Origin of the sequence: Acidocella aquatica, from assembly GCF_030160635.1 — a bacterium.
Lineage (GTDB): Bacteria > Pseudomonadota > Alphaproteobacteria > Acetobacterales > Acetobacteraceae > Acidocella > Acidocella aquatica.
This window is the reverse complement of sequence record NZ_BSOS01000073.1, coordinates 14,865-27,494: the sequence shown is the minus strand read 5'-3', so window position 1 is coordinate 27,494 and position 12,630 is coordinate 14,865. Positions and strand designations below refer to the sequence as shown.

The 12,630-nt window shown below is 65.6% G+C and carries 16 protein-coding genes; 12 read left to right on the top strand and 4 right to left on the bottom strand.

Going from position 1 to position 12,630, the window contains the following annotated elements:
* Nucleotides 1-31: 31 nt before the first annotated feature.
* The 3 genes from QQJ84_RS13020 to QQJ84_RS13010 form a co-directional block, all read right to left on the bottom strand.
* Complete coding sequence (locus QQJ84_RS13020) at nt 32-1,027, bottom strand: zinc-dependent alcohol dehydrogenase family protein (RefSeq protein WP_284258686.1); 996 nt, start codon at nt 1,025-1,027, stop codon at nt 32-34.
* A gap of 9 nt (nt 1,028-1,036) precedes the next feature.
* Complete coding sequence (locus tag QQJ84_RS13015; protein WP_284258685.1) at nt 1,037-2,773, bottom strand: PHA/PHB synthase family protein; 1,737 nt, start codon at nt 2,771-2,773, stop codon at nt 1,037-1,039.
* Between the two features lie 68 nt (nt 2,774-2,841).
* Nucleotides 2,842-3,423 (bottom strand): glycine zipper family protein, encoded by a 582-nt coding sequence (locus QQJ84_RS13010; protein ID WP_284258684.1) that lies wholly within the window; start codon nt 3,421-3,423, stop codon nt 2,842-2,844.
* 217 nt (nt 3,424-3,640) lie between these two features.
* Between QQJ84_RS13010 and atpD the strand changes: the two genes are divergently transcribed.
* The 10 genes from atpD to QQJ84_RS12960 all read left to right on the top strand — a co-directional run bounded on the left by atpD (nt 3,641) and on the right by QQJ84_RS12960 (nt 11,223).
* A complete protein-coding gene (gene atpD / locus QQJ84_RS13005) occupies nt 3,641-5,056 on the top strand; it encodes a F0F1 ATP synthase subunit beta (RefSeq protein WP_284258682.1) in 1,416 nt (471 codons plus the stop codon).
* On the top strand, nt 5,053-5,472 hold the full coding sequence (locus tag QQJ84_RS13000) for a F0F1 ATP synthase subunit epsilon (RefSeq protein WP_284258680.1): 420 nt from the start codon (nt 5,053-5,055) through the stop codon (nt 5,470-5,472). Before atpD ends, QQJ84_RS13000 begins: the two co-directional genes overlap by 4 nt.
* Nucleotides 5,469-5,750 carry an AtpZ/AtpI family protein gene (locus QQJ84_RS12995; protein ID WP_284258679.1) on the top strand — a complete coding sequence of 94 codons (282 nt, stop codon included), beginning with the start codon at nt 5,469-5,471 and terminating at the stop codon, nt 5,748-5,750. The genes QQJ84_RS13000 and QQJ84_RS12995 overlap by 4 nt, the downstream gene beginning before the upstream one ends.
* A complete protein-coding gene (locus tag QQJ84_RS12990; protein ID WP_284258677.1) occupies nt 5,747-6,001 on the top strand; it encodes an N-ATPase subunit AtpR in 255 nt (84 codons plus the stop codon). The genes QQJ84_RS12995 and QQJ84_RS12990 overlap by 4 nt, the downstream gene beginning before the upstream one ends.
* Nucleotides 5,998-6,690 carry a F0F1 ATP synthase subunit A gene (locus QQJ84_RS12985; protein WP_284258676.1) on the top strand — a complete coding sequence of 231 codons (693 nt, stop codon included), beginning with the start codon at nt 5,998-6,000 and terminating at the stop codon, nt 6,688-6,690. Before QQJ84_RS12990 ends, QQJ84_RS12985 begins: the two co-directional genes overlap by 4 nt.
* Complete coding sequence (locus QQJ84_RS12980) at nt 6,687-6,932, top strand: F0F1 ATP synthase subunit C (RefSeq protein WP_284258675.1); 246 nt, start codon at nt 6,687-6,689, stop codon at nt 6,930-6,932. The genes QQJ84_RS12985 and QQJ84_RS12980 overlap by 4 nt, the downstream gene beginning before the upstream one ends.
* 4 nt (nt 6,933-6,936) lie before the next feature.
* Complete coding sequence (locus QQJ84_RS12975; protein WP_284258673.1) at nt 6,937-7,659, top strand: F0F1 ATP synthase subunit delta; 723 nt, start codon at nt 6,937-6,939, stop codon at nt 7,657-7,659.
* Nucleotides 7,649-9,175, top strand: a complete 1,527-nt coding sequence (locus QQJ84_RS12970; RefSeq protein ID WP_284258671.1) for a F0F1 ATP synthase subunit alpha — start codon at nt 7,649-7,651, stop codon at nt 9,173-9,175. The genes QQJ84_RS12975 and QQJ84_RS12970 overlap by 11 nt, the downstream gene beginning before the upstream one ends.
* Nucleotides 9,172-10,020: a F0F1 ATP synthase subunit gamma gene (locus tag QQJ84_RS12965; protein WP_284258669.1), complete on the top strand. Its 849-nt coding sequence runs from the start codon at nt 9,172-9,174 to the stop codon at nt 10,018-10,020. The genes QQJ84_RS12970 and QQJ84_RS12965 overlap by 4 nt, the downstream gene beginning before the upstream one ends.
* Before the next feature lie 105 nt (nt 10,021-10,125).
* A complete protein-coding gene (locus tag QQJ84_RS12960) occupies nt 10,126-11,223 on the top strand; it encodes a polyhydroxyalkanoate depolymerase (RefSeq protein ID WP_284258667.1) in 1,098 nt (365 codons plus the stop codon).
* On the opposite strand, the gene QQJ84_RS12955 is transcribed toward QQJ84_RS12960, so the two are convergent.
* Entirely contained in the window at nt 11,198-11,425 is a 228-nt protein-coding gene (locus QQJ84_RS12955; protein ID WP_284258666.1) for a ChaB family protein, read from the bottom strand. The two genes, QQJ84_RS12960 and QQJ84_RS12955, sit on opposite strands and share 26 nt — an antisense overlap.
* A gap of 151 nt (nt 11,426-11,576) precedes the next feature.
* Here QQJ84_RS12955 and QQJ84_RS12950 point away from each other — a divergent pair, with 151 nt between their 5' ends.
* Entirely contained in the window at nt 11,577-12,074 is a 498-nt protein-coding gene (locus tag QQJ84_RS12950; protein ID WP_284258664.1) for a CBS domain-containing protein, read from the top strand.
* A gap of 23 nt (nt 12,075-12,097) precedes the next feature.
* A complete protein-coding gene (locus QQJ84_RS12945) occupies nt 12,098-12,565 on the top strand; it encodes a host attachment protein (RefSeq protein ID WP_284258663.1) in 468 nt (155 codons plus the stop codon).
* Nucleotides 12,566-12,630 lie beyond the last annotated feature (65 nt).

The window sequence follows — 12,630 nt, the reverse complement described above, 5'->3', positions numbered from 1 at the left end:
GCTTGATCAGATCATAGGCCCCCCACCCGCCTCACCCCAGCAGTGCTGGCACCAGCACGGCAGCACCCTCCAGCCGCCCGGCGCGTAGATCATCCAGCGCCTGATTGGCCTGACGCAGCGGGTAGATGGTGGTTTGCGTGACGATGCCGATTTCCGGCGCCAGGCGCAGAAAATCGATGCCGTCCTGGCGGGTGAGGTTGGCCACCGAGAGCAGTTGCCGCTCCTCCCAGAGCAGCCGGTAGGGGAAGCTGGGGATGTCGCTCATGTGGATGCCCGCGCACACCACGCGCCCGCCCTTGCGCACGGCCTGCAGCGCCAGCGGCACAAGCTCGCCGGCGGGGGCGAAAATGATCGCGGCATCCAGTGGTTCGGGCGGTGCTTCATCCGAGCCGCCCACCCAGGCGGCGCCCAGGCGTTTGGCAAAGGCTTGCGCCTTGGTGTCGCCCGGCTTGGTGAAGGCGAACACCGCGCGCCCCTGCCAGCGGGCGGCCTGGGCGAGGATATGCGCGGCGGCGCCAAAGCCATACAGGCCGAGGGTTTTGCTCTTGCCGGCGATAACCAGCGCGCGCCAGCCGATCAGCCCGGCGCAGAGCAGCGGCGCCAGCGAGGCGTCGCTGCCCGCCTCGCCCAGGGGAAAGGCGTAATGCGCGTCGGCGATGCAGGCGGTGGCGTAGCCGCCGTCACGCGTGTAGCCGGTGAACAGCGGGTCGTCACACAGGTTCTCGTGCCCGCTGGTGCAATAGGGGCACACGCCGCACGTATGCCCGAGCCAGGGTATGCCAACGCGCTCGCCCAGGCGCAGACCTTCCACGCCTTCGCCCAGCACATCGATCCGCCCGACGATCTCATGCCCCGGGATGACGGGGCGTTTTGGATGCGCCAACTCGCCGTCGACCACATGCAGATCGGTGCAGCACACGCCGCAGGCGCCGATTTTCACCCTTATCTCGCCATAACCGGGCTGGCGGTCGGGCAGGTTTGTCCATTCAAGCGCCGCGCCGGGTTGCCGCAGGAGCATGGCATGCATGGTGGTTGTCTACCTTTGCAGAATATATTGCCCGGGCGCCGGTTCCAGGCATTTGTATCCGGCCTTGGCGTTGCCCATGGGGGGCGGCGCCACCGCGGGGGAGGAACGCGTGTCCAGCCAGGCCGCCCAGGCGGGCCACCAGGAGCCTTCGGTGAGGGGCGCAATCTGGAGCCAGTCATCGGGCGCGTGGTATTTACTTTCCGGCAGGTGGCGCAGGCTGCGGTAATGGCGGCGCGGGTGGCCCGGCTCGCTGATGATGCCGGCATTGTGCCCGCCGGAGGTGAGCACGAATGTGATATCCCCCGGATTGAGCAGATGCAGTTTATGGATCGAGCGCCACGGCGCAATGTGGTCGGTCTCGGTGCCGACAACAAAGAACGGCACCGAAATATCATGCATGGAGACGGGCTTGCTCCCGACCGGGAAGCGGCCCTCCGCCAGATTATTGTTCTGGAATAAATGCCAGAGATATTCTGAATGCATCCGGTACGGCATGCGGGTGGCATCGAGATTCCACGACATCATATCGGTGGTGTGTTCTTCCTCGCCCAGGTAATATCGCCGCACGAGGCGCGACCAGATCAGATCGTTGGAGCGCAGCATCTGAAATGCCCCGGCCATCTGTGAGGAGTCCAGATAGCCTTGTTGCCACATCAGGTCATCAAGAAACGCCAGTTGCGCCTCGCTGATGAAAAGCTGCAACTCCCCGGCCTCGGTAAAATCGGTTTGTGCTGCGAGCAGCGAGAGGCTGGCCAGCCGCTCGTCACCGTCGCGGGCCATGGCGGCGGCGGCGATGGTGAGCAGGGTGCCGCCCAGGCAATAGCCGGTACCATGGATTTTCGCCGCGCCGCTGATCGCCTGCACGGCATCCAGCGCGGCCTTGATCCCTTTGGTCAGGTAGTCTTCAAGGCGGAGTTCGCGCTGCGCGGCGGTGGGGTTCAGCCAGGAAATGCAGAACACAGTATAGCCCTGGTCAACCAGGTAGCGGATCATCGAATTGCCTGGCGAAAGATCAAGAATGTAATATTTCATGATCCAGGCGGGAACAATGAGGATCGGCTCGGGCCGTACGGTTTTCGTGCGTGGCGTGTACTGGATGAGTTCGATCAGCTCGTTGCGCAGCACCACCTGACCGGGCGTGATGGCGAGATCGCGTCCCGGCTGCATGGGCAATGGCGGCGGGCTCCGGCGGGCCGCCACTGCCATGTCTTCGAGAAAATTCTTAAACCCCTGCTGCAGGTTTTTACCGCCCGCCGCCCTTGTCGCGTCGATCACCTCTGGATTCAGGAACGGAATGTTCGAGGGGGCGAACATATCCAGCACCTGCCGGGTCATGAAGCTGATGATACGCTCATGGCTGCGCGTGACGCCGCTGACCCCGGTTGTCGCCAGCTTCCACCAGCGTTCGTTAAGTAAAAACCCCTGTTCGATGAAGGAAAACGGGAAATGATTCCAGCCGGGATTATCAAACCGGTGGTCATCTGGCGCCGGCATTGCCGCAGGGGGCGCGCCGAGGAGCGATTGCCCGAGCGCCACGGCATCGCGCAGCGCCTGATGGGCCAGCGCCGCCCGGCGGCCGGGTTGGTCAACCATATGGGCGGCCCAGTCCATCACCGCGCCGGTCAGCGCCGAGGGGGAGAGCCCCCCCGTCAGCTTCGCTTCCGCCGCATGCAGATTACGGTCAAACAGACGCATTTCCGCCAGATCGACCGGGGCAGGGGCCTCGTTCTTTAAATCTTCAGGCATTTGCCATCTCCAGAATTTTTCCCCAATTCTCCCCCAGGTGCTGGAGCCTGCGGTTAAGGGGCCGGGTGCTAATGATGCCAGTGTCCGCGGTAGTAGAACGTGAAGGACGGATAGAGATAGCCATAGGTGGGATAATACGCATATGGCGGCGGATAGGGGTAATAGCCGGGCGCCGGTACCATATAGCCGCTCTCGGAGGGTAGATCAGGCACCTTGTTCCCCTTGGCGGCCATGCATTGCAGATACGTCACGTCATATTGCCGTTGCAGCCCATAGGCCGAGGCCTGGGCGTTGCTGGCCCCTGAAGCGCTGCCCACCAGCAGGCCGGTGCCAGCGCCGATGGCGGCGCCAGCACCCGCATTGCCGGAGACGGAGCCAAGCGCGGCGCCAGCCACCGCGCCGATGGCGGTGCCGACGACGGCGCTGCCCACGGCGGCCTGATTGGCGGCCTGGGTGGGAGAGGCATAGCCCACGCTCTGCGCCGCGGCATCGCGGCAAGTGGCATCATCGGTCTGAAATGTTGAATAACTAACCCCTTCGCCAGGCAGCACCACAACACTTGGGCCGGTGGGCGGCGCCACGACGCATCCGCCAAGCCCGGCTAATAATAACACGCCAGCCGCGGATCTGATTACTTGCAAGTTTTTCATAATCCATATCTCCTGCATGGAAGTTTCCAGGACAAAGACCCCCGCCAGCCATACGCCGCAGTTTTTAGGGCAATGCCGGGGGCGCTGTCTTTGATTTCCATCAAGGAGACGCACGATTGATCAGGATCAAGGAGAATTGCCGGACAATGGCATAGCAAGGCAGTGCGCGGCTGGTTCCGCCTGTTACGAACGGCAGCGGATTTGTCATGGGGTCATCATGGGGTCGGTTGCATTGCGGGGAAAGGTGATCGCGGTTCGCGGCGTTGTCGTGGATGTCAGTTTTGCTGACGGCATTTTACCGGAAATTAACGCTGCCCTGGTGGTGGAATGGGACCGGCCCGAGCCGCTGGTTCTGGAAGTGCATGCGTATGCCGATGCCACCACCGTGCGGACGATTGCCTTGCAGACCACCGCGGGCCTGGCGCGCAACACCGCTGTCCGCGCCACTGGCGCGCCGGTCAGCGTGCCGGTGGGCGAGGCGGTTTTGGGGCGGCTGCTTGATGTCACCGGCAATGTGGGCGACCGTGGCCCGGCGCTGCCCGCGGATACACCCCGGCGCCCCATCCATAACCCGCCCCCCGCGCTGGGCGAGGTGGTCGCCACCAATGTGATGTTCGAGACGGGGATCAAGGTGATCGACCTGCTCGCCCCCATGGCCCAGGGCGGCAAGGCGGCGATGTTTGGCGGCGCGGGGGTCGGCAAGACCGTGCTGGTGATGGAGCTGATCCACGCCATGGTGGAGAAATACCAGGGGATTTCAGTGTTCGCGGGCGTTGGGGAGCGCTCGCGCGAGGGGCATGAGCTGCTCGATGACATGCGTCATTCCGGCGTGCTGGCGCGCACGGTTCTGGTTTATGGCCAGATGAACGAGCCGCCTGGCGCGCGCTGGCGCGTGCCGCTCACCGCGCTCACCATCGCCGAGCATTTCCGTGACAACAAGCACCAGAACGTGCTGCTGCTGATGGATAATGTGTTCCGCTTCGTGCAGGCGGGGGCGGAGGTCTCCAGCCTGCTTGGGCGGTTGCCCTCGCGCGTTGGCTACCAGCCCACTTTGGCGAGCGAGGTCGCCTCGCTGGAGGAGCGTATCGCCTCCGTCGCCGGGGCGGCGGTTACCTCCATCCAGGCCGTGTATGTTCCGGCGGATGATTTCACCGACCCGGCGGTGACGGCGATTTCCAGCCATATGGACAGCATCGTCATGCTCTCGCGCCAATTGGCGGCAGAGGCGTTCTACCCGGCGGTGGACCCGTTGGCATCCTCCTCGATATTGCTCGACCCCCTGGTGGTCGGCGAGGCGCATTACCGCGTGGCGGAGCGCGTGCGCGAGGCGCTGGCGCGGTTCAAGGACCTGCAGGACATCATCGCTCTGCTGGGCATGGAGGAATTGGGCGCGGCGGATCGCCTGATCGTGAAACGCGCGCGGCGCCTGCAACGCTTTTTGAGTCAGCCCTTCAGCGTGACCGAGGCTTTCACCGGCATGCCGGGCCGTTCGGTCAGTTGTGCCGACACCGTCGCCGGGTGCGCGGCAATTCTGGACGGCGAGGCGGATGATTGGGCGGAGGGCTCGCTCTACATGGTGGGCACGCTGGAGGAGGCGCGGGCGAAGGAAGCCGCCGCGCTGAAACCCGCATGAGGCTGCAAATCATCACCCCGCTGAGCGTTGCCGTTGACGTGCCGGACATTCGCGCCCTGCGCGCCGAGGATGCGAGCGGGCATTTCGGCATACTCCCCGGCCACGCGGAATTTCTCTCCAGCCTTGTCATCTCCGTGGTGGGCTGGACCGGCGGGGAGGGCACCGCCCATTACTGCGCGGTGCGCGGCGGCATGATTTCGGTCACCGGCGGGCAGGAGATCACCATCACCACGCGCGAGGCGGTGCCGGGCGATGACCTGGCCACCCTGGAAGCCGATGTGCTGGCCCGCTTCCACGCCGCGCTGGAGGTGGAGAAAACCGAGCGGGTGGCGAGCACCCGGTTGCAGCTGAACGCCATCAGGATGATCATGCGGCATCTGCGGCCGGATACGCGCGGCGTGGGAGAATTTTCATGAGCGAGCCGGAGGAGAGAGACCCGCTGGTGAAGGGCGTGCGTCTGCGCGGCGAGCGTCACAAACGCTGGCTGCGCGAGGGCGAGGCCTCCACCGCGCGCCGCCTGGCGCAAATCGGCGTGCTCGGCTGGATCATCGTGGTGCCGATGCTGATAGGCGTGTTCATCGGCCATTGGCTGGACCACAGATTCAACACCGGTATTTTCTGGACCGCGCCGCTGCTGTTCCTGGGGTTGGGGCTGGGCTGCTGGTCGGGGTGGAAATGGATGCAGGGCGCATGAGTGCGGCGCTTTATCTGGCCGCCGGTTTTTGTGCCGGGCTGGGGTATTTTTATGCCGTATGGCGCAGCGCGCTTCTGTTTGCGCAGGGCGGCGCGGTGGCCGCCGCCGGGCTCACGCTGGCGCGGCTCGCCCTGTTGGGCGGGCTGCTGGCGCTGGCCAGCCGGCACGGGGCGCTGGCGCTGCTGCTCACGGCGCTCGGGGTTCTGGCCGCCCGCCCGCTGGTGCTGCGCCGCTACCGGGTGGCGGCATGATCTCGCCGCTCAGCAATCCGCCGCTGTTTCATCTCGGCCCGCTGCCGGTTACGCAACCGGTTGTGGCCACCTGGGGCATCATGCTGCTGCTGGCGGGCGGCAGCGCGGTGCTAACCCGCCGGCTCCGGCTCACCCCCGGCCGCACGCAGGCGGCGCTGGAGCTGATTGTATCTACCGTGGACAGCCAGATACGCGACACCATGCGCGCGGAGCCGGGGCCTTACCGCGCCTTCATCGGCACGCTGTTCGTGTTCATTTTCGCCGCCAACTGGTCTTCGCTGCTGCCCGGCGTGGAGCCGCCCACCGCGCATCTGGAGACCGACGCGGCGCTGGCGCTGCTGGTGTTTATCGCGGTCATCTGGTTTGGCGTGCGCGCCGGGGGCGTGCGCGGGTATCTGGCCAGTTTCGCCTTCCCCAACCCCATCATGATCCCGCTTAATTTTATCGAGACCCTGACGCGCACTTTCTCGCTGCTGGTGCGCCTGTTCGGCAATGTCATGAGCGGGGTGTTCGTCATCGGCATCGTGCTCTCGCTCGCCGGGCTGCTGATCCCGATTCCCCTGATGGCGCTCGACCTGCTGACCGGCGCCGTGCAGGCCTATATTTTTGCCGTGCTGGCGATGGTGTTCATCGCCGGGGCGGTTGCCGAGGCCAAACCCGAAACCCCCAGCACAAAGGCTCCCCCATGAACTGGTTGGCGTTTGCTAGCATTATTTCCGCGGCGCTCGCGGTCTCCTTTGGCGCCATCGGCCCGGCGCTGGGCGAGGGCAGGGCGGTGGCCGCCGCGATGGATGCCATCGCCCGCCAGCCCGAGGCGGCGAACACCATCTCGCGCACGCTGTTCGTCGGTCTCGCGATGATCGAGACCATGGCGATCTACTGCCTGGTCATCGCACTGCTGCTGCTGTTCGCGAACCCGCTGCTGAAATGACGCCATGAGCATCGACTGGGCGACGCTGGGCCTGCAGGCCCTCAACGTCCTGATCCTCGTCTGGCTGCTGGCGCGCTTTTTTTGGCGCCCCGTGGCGGGCATGATCGAGCAGCGCCGCGCCGCCGCGCAGGCCCTGCTGGCGGATGCCGGCGCCAAAAACGAGGCGGCGAAGGCGGCTTTGGCGGAAATCACCCAGACGCGCGCGGGGTTTGCCCAGGAGCGGGAGGCGCTTCTTGCGCAGGCACAGGCGCAGGCCGCCGCCGCCCGCGCCGCCTTGCTGGCCGAGGCGGCGCAAGAGGCCGAGGCGCTGCGGCGGGAAGCCCGCGCGGCCATGCAAACCGAGCAGGCCGCCGCCGCCCAGGCATGGCGCGAGCGCGCCAGCCGCCTGGCGGTGGATATTGCCGCCCGCCTCGCCGCCCGGCTGCAGGGCGAGGCGGTGCAGGCGGCGTTTCTGGAGTATCTGCTTCATGAGATACAGGCATTGCCGCCGGCCGCCCGCCAGGTGGCGGCGCTGGAGGTTGCCAGCGCCACGGAAATTTCCGCCGCCGCGCAGTCCGAAATCACCGCGCGCATCAGCGCCGCTTTAGGCGCCGCGCCGCGCATCACCTTCAAAACCGAACCCGCGCTGATCGCCGGGCTGGAGCTGCGCGGCCCGCATCTGCGTATCAGTAACAGCTGGCGCGCCGATCTTGACCGCATTGAACAAGACCTCACGCATGACGGATAAATCTCCCCCCCTCCCGGACGCCTGGCTCGCCGAGGCGGATGCGAAGCTGGGCGCCGCGCAACTCGGCGCGCGGGCTGACCAGATTGGCCGTGTCGAAGAGGTGGGCGATGGCATTGCCCTCATCTCCGGCCTGCCCGATGTCCGGCTGGATGAGCTGCTGCAGTTCGAATCCGGCCCGTTCGGCTTTGCCCAGGTGCTGGAGCGCACGCGCATCGGCTGCGTGCTGTTCGACGATGCCGATACCATCCAGGCTGGGGAGGCCGTGCGCGGCACCGGCGATGTGGTGCGGGTGCCCGTTGGCCCGCACCTGCTGGGCCGCGTGGTGGACCCGCTAGGCCGCCCGCTGGACGGCAAAGGCCCGATCAAGGCTGAGCATCTCATGCCCATCGAGCGCCCGGCCCCTGCGATCATCGACCGCGAATTGGTCACCCAGCCGGTGCAGACCGGGCTTTTGGTGGTGGACACGCTGTTTGCCCTGGGGCGGGGCCAGCGCGAGCTGATCATCGGCGACCGCGCCAGCGGCAAATCCGCCATCGCGATCGACACCATCATCAGCCAGCGCGACAGCGACATGATCTGCATCTACATCGCGGTCGGCCAGAAGACCTCCGCGGTGCGCCGCGCGATCGACGCCATTCACAGCCGGGGCGCGCCCGAGCGCAGCATCGTCGTGGTCGCGGGGGCGGCCAGCGCGCCGGGGCTGCAATGGGTCGCGCCCTTCGCCGGGGTCACCATGGGGGAGTATTTCCGCGACCGGGGCCAGCATGTGCTCGTGGTGATTGACGATCTCTCCAAGCACGCCGCCAGCCACCGCGAAATCGCGCTGCTCACCCGCCAGTCGCCGGGGCGCGAGGCCTATCCGGGCGATGTGTTCCATGTCCATGCCCGCTTGCTGGAGCGCGCGGCGAAGCTGAGCGCGCAGATGGGTGGCGGCTCGCTCACGGCGCTGCCCATCGCCGAGACGGATGCGGGCAATCTCTCCGCCTATATCCCGACCAATCTGATCTCCATCACCGACGGCCAGATCGTGCTGAGCAGCAAATTGTTCCATGAAGGCCACAAGCCCGCGGTCGATGCGGCCACCAGCGTCAGCCGCGTCGGCGGCAAGACCCAGGCGCCCGCCCTGCGCGAGACGGCGGAGACGCTGCGGCTGGATTACGCGCAGTTCCTGGAGCTGGAGATGTTCTCGCGCTTCGGCGGCGTGCCGGAAGCGCGGGTGCGCGGCCAATTGACGCGCGGCGCGCGTATTCGCGCCATTTTGCGTCAACCGCAACACGCGCCGCTGCGTCTGGCCGAGGAGGTGGCGCTTGTGGCGGCCGTGCAGTCTGGCCTGCTCGATGCGCTGGAACTGCCCGCGATCGAGGATTTTCGCTCCGGGCTGCGCGCCATGCTGGACCGCGAGGCGCCGCAGGAGGTGCGGAGCCTCCAGCAGGAGGGTGTGCTGAAAAGTGATGGCAAAGCCATATTGCTCACGGCCCTGAAGGCTTACGCTCAGGGTTTCGCGAGGAAGGCATGACCGGGCGTCTGGCGGATATCAACGCGCGGATCGAGGGCATAAGCCAGCTCGGCACGGTGATGAACGCGATGCGCGGCATCGCCGGGGCGCGGGCGCAACAGGCGCGCGGCCAGCTTGCCGCCGTGGAGCGCTATGCTGCGGGCATCACCGGGGCCATCGGGCAGGCGCTCAGCTTCATGCCGGCCCGCACGGAGAATGGCCATGGCCCGCCCCGCCCGGCGCTGGTGATCTTCTGCGCCGAGCAGGGGTTTGCCGGGGCCTTCAGCGAGCATGTGCTGGCCGCCGCCGGAGCCGCGCTGCACACCGCCGGCCTTTTCCTCATCGGCACGCGCGGTCTCGCGGCGGCGCGCGAGCGTGGAGTCACCCCCGGCTGGAGCAGCCCGCTACCCGCCCATTCCGCCGGTATTCCCCGCCTCGCTGATGAAATCGCGCAGGCGCTCTATCAGCAAATCGCCGCCGCCGGGTTTAGCCGGGTCGATGTCTTGTTCAGCCGCTTTCAGCCCCGTCAGGGGATCACGGTTGAACGCCAGCGGCTGCTGCCGATTGATCTCGCGGCGATTCCCCGCGCGCGAAGCGGCGGCCTGCCCGTGCTCAACCTGCCCCCCGAAGAGCTTTTGCGCGGGTTGATGGCTGATTATCTCCACGCCCAGCTTTGCAGCGCCGGGCTGCATGGCTTCGCGGCGGAGAATCAGGCGCGTATGGAGGCCATGGCCGCGGCGCACCAGCAGGTTGAACGCCAGCTTGAGAGCCTGCGGTCAACCCAGCGCGTGGTCCGCCAGGAGGAGATCACCGCGGAAATCATTGAGCTTTCAGCGGGTGAAATCGCGAGCCGGGCGATTATATAGGGACGCAATGCATGCGCAGGCGGACCGATTGATATGTATCATGGCGGTTCTGGCCGCGATGTGCTTCGCGGAATGCCGGATCAAATATTTAAGCAAGGAGGATTTATGACCGCCGGGCTGGCGCCGTCACAATTGCTGCCGTGGACGAACGAGGTTTTCCTCGGCCGCGTCATCGCCGGACATGTGGTGCACGGTGCGCGCGTTTGCCCTGTGGATGAGCGCATTTTGCTGGAAACGCCGTTTTTCTCGCTGCGCCGTTTTAGCTTCGAGCGTTGGACCGCCGCGCCGAAATTGCTTGTGGTGGTGCCGCTCTCCGGTATCCGCGCGTTGGTGCTCTACGATATGTTGAGCGGCCTGCTGCCTGAGTTCGATCTGCATGCGCTGTTCTGGGCGGACCCGGTGAACATCCCGGCGGTGGAAGGCCCGTTCGGGCTGGATGACAACATTGCCGCCGTGCTGGCCGCGCTGCGCTGCCTGGGGCCGGGCACGCATGTGGCGGGGCTTTGCCAATCCGCCCTTCCGGCGCTGGCCGCCACCGCGCTGCTGGCGGCTGAAGAGGGTGGCTTGCATCCCGCCTCCCTGATGCTGCTTGGCGGCAAGATCGACACGCGGATCAGCCCCGCGCGCGTGGATATATTGATGCGCCGCTATTCGCGGGAGGAGTTCATGCGCCAGGTCATCGCCCTCGTGCCCGCGTTCCAGCCTGGCCATGGCCGGATGGTCTATCCGGCGCATTTGCAGGAGATGATGATGCTCGCCTATGTCGGCCGGCATATGCTGAACGGTGGCGAAATATTCCGAAAAATGCTGCATGATGACGGTGGCGATTTGGAGGAGCACCCGTTCGTGCGCCTGTTGCTCTCCGCGGTGGATATCCCGGGTGAGTTTTTTCTTGATACCCAGGCCGTGGTGTTTCAGGAAAATGCGTTGGCGGAAGGCCGGTTGACATGGCGGGGGAGAGCCGTGGAACCCGTGGCGATTACCCGCACCGCTCTGCTGACCATCGAGGCGGCGGAGGACGATATCGCCGGAAGTGGCCAGACCCGCGCCGCGCACGGGCTGTGCCGCGCTCTGCCGGAGGCGCTTCACGCGCATCATGTGCAGGAGGGCATCGGCCATTTCGGCCTGTTTCATGGCGCGGTGTGGCGCGGCGCCATATTGCCGCGCCTCTGCGCCTTCACGGCAGATCATCCGGGCGGGTAAGCCTCTCCCAGTCATCGCCGGTTTTGGCGTAGGAATGTTTCACCGCCGCCCAGGCGATCCTGAACGCGGCTTCCTCCTGGCGCGGGCCGCCCGCATGCGCGGCATAGGCGTGGTTGAACGCGGCCCGGAAAATATCCTGCGCGTGCTGGGGCAGGTGCTGGCGGATGGCCGGTGGAAGGTCGCTGTTGCTGGTATAGGGCATGGGCGTGGCATCCGCCTTTGATTGAAATCAATGTATAATCTTATCGTCAGTGTAACACTGCGCCATGTAAAGAGTTTGTGTTAGGCTTTTAACGAGGCCTGTCCGCCGCCGGATTTTTCCGGCGCGGGCCGGCTATATGGAGGGGATGATCATGTCCGAAAAATCTGCTGCCCCGGCCTTAATGACCGCGGCTGAAATCATGACCGGCAAGGTGATCAGCGTGCACCCGTCCGATGCTGTGTCCGTGATCGCGCGGCATCTTGCCACGCACGGCATCAGCGCCGCCCCGGTGGTGGACGCGCAAGGGAAGCTGGTGGGCATGGTGAGCGAGGGTGACATCATGCGTCCGTTCGGCGCCAAGAATCAGATGCGCCGGGCCTGGTGGCTGGAAATGCTGGCGGAAGGCGAGGATCTGGCGCCGGATTTTCTCGAATACATCAAACAGGACAACCGCAAGGCCGCGGATTTAATGTCGCGGGAGGTGGTTAGCGTGCCGGAGACGGCATCACTGGGTGAAATTGCCGATATTCTGGCTGAGCACCATATCAAGCGGGTGCCGGTGGTGAAGGATGGCCGTGTCGTTGGGATCGTCAGCCGCGCGGATATCGTGCGCGCGCTGGCGCATTTGCCACGGGCCGGCCGGGCTTGAGCAACCAAGAAAGGATCAGGAAAATGCCTCACTATTTGCGGATTTTGATTGTCGTTGCCGATGGCGAGCACGCCCGCTTCATCCGCACGAAGGAGGATAACGCGCTTTATACCGAAGTCGCCCTGAATTCGAGCGAGGCGCATAAACGCTCGTCCGATCTCGGCTCGGACCAGCCCGGCGCTTCATTCCATTCGGGCTCCTCCGCGCATCACGGCATCGCGCCGGAACATGACCTGCACGATCTGGCGAAAGAGAAATTCGCGCGGCATGTCGCGCATCAGATCAACGGCGCGGCGAAGGCGGAGACGTTCGATGAGCTGGTCATCGCCGCGCCCGCGCATACGCTGCAGGCAATCCGCGCGGCGCTTGATTCCGCGGCGTCCGGCCGGATCATCGGGACGCTGGCGAAGGATCTGGTGAAAACCCCGGATCATGAGCTGTTGCCGCACCTCACGGAATGGGTGCGCCCGGTGGATCGCAGCGGGCATTGATCAAACAAAGGGGCTGAACGCGGATTCCTGGGAATCCCGCGTTCAGCCCCTTTTCCATGCGCGAC

Excerpts from the sequence above, each read along its gene's own strand:
- QQJ84_RS12985 (WP_284258676.1), top strand. The coding sequence starts at position 5,998 with ATGATCTCGCCGCTCAGCAATCCGCCGCTGTTTCATCTCGGCCCGCTG.
- QQJ84_RS12960 (WP_284258667.1), top strand. The coding sequence starts at position 10,126 with ATGACCGCCGGGCTGGCGCCGTCACAATTGCTGCCGTGGACGAACGAG.
- QQJ84_RS12955 (WP_284258666.1), bottom strand. The coding sequence starts at position 11,425 with ATGCCCTATACCAGCAACAGCGACCTTCCACCGGCCATCCGCCAGCAC.
- QQJ84_RS12965 (WP_284258669.1), top strand. The coding sequence starts at position 9,172 with ATGACCGGGCGTCTGGCGGATATCAACGCGCGGATCGAGGGCATAAGC.
- QQJ84_RS13010 (WP_284258684.1), bottom strand. The coding sequence starts at position 3,423 with ATGAAAAACTTGCAAGTAATCAGATCCGCGGCTGGCGTGTTATTATTA.
- QQJ84_RS13020 (WP_284258686.1), bottom strand. The coding sequence starts at position 1,027 with ATGCATGCCATGCTCCTGCGGCAACCCGGCGCGGCGCTTGAATGGACA.
- QQJ84_RS12980 (WP_284258675.1), top strand. The coding sequence starts at position 6,687 with ATGAACTGGTTGGCGTTTGCTAGCATTATTTCCGCGGCGCTCGCGGTC.
- atpD (WP_284258682.1), top strand. The coding sequence starts at position 3,641 with ATGGGGTCGGTTGCATTGCGGGGAAAGGTGATCGCGGTTCGCGGCGTT.
- QQJ84_RS12945 (WP_284258663.1), top strand. The coding sequence starts at position 12,098 with ATGCCTCACTATTTGCGGATTTTGATTGTCGTTGCCGATGGCGAGCAC.
- QQJ84_RS12975 (WP_284258673.1), top strand. The coding sequence starts at position 6,937 with ATGAGCATCGACTGGGCGACGCTGGGCCTGCAGGCCCTCAACGTCCTG.
- QQJ84_RS13000 (WP_284258680.1), top strand. The coding sequence starts at position 5,053 with ATGAGGCTGCAAATCATCACCCCGCTGAGCGTTGCCGTTGACGTGCCG.
- QQJ84_RS12950 (WP_284258664.1), top strand. The coding sequence starts at position 11,577 with ATGTCCGAAAAATCTGCTGCCCCGGCCTTAATGACCGCGGCTGAAATC.
- QQJ84_RS12970 (WP_284258671.1), top strand. The coding sequence starts at position 7,649 with ATGACGGATAAATCTCCCCCCCTCCCGGACGCCTGGCTCGCCGAGGCG.
- QQJ84_RS12995 (WP_284258679.1), top strand. The coding sequence starts at position 5,469 with ATGAGCGAGCCGGAGGAGAGAGACCCGCTGGTGAAGGGCGTGCGTCTG.
- QQJ84_RS12990 (WP_284258677.1), top strand. The coding sequence starts at position 5,747 with ATGAGTGCGGCGCTTTATCTGGCCGCCGGTTTTTGTGCCGGGCTGGGG.
- QQJ84_RS13015 (WP_284258685.1), bottom strand. The coding sequence starts at position 2,773 with ATGCCTGAAGATTTAAAGAACGAGGCCCCTGCCCCGGTCGATCTGGCG.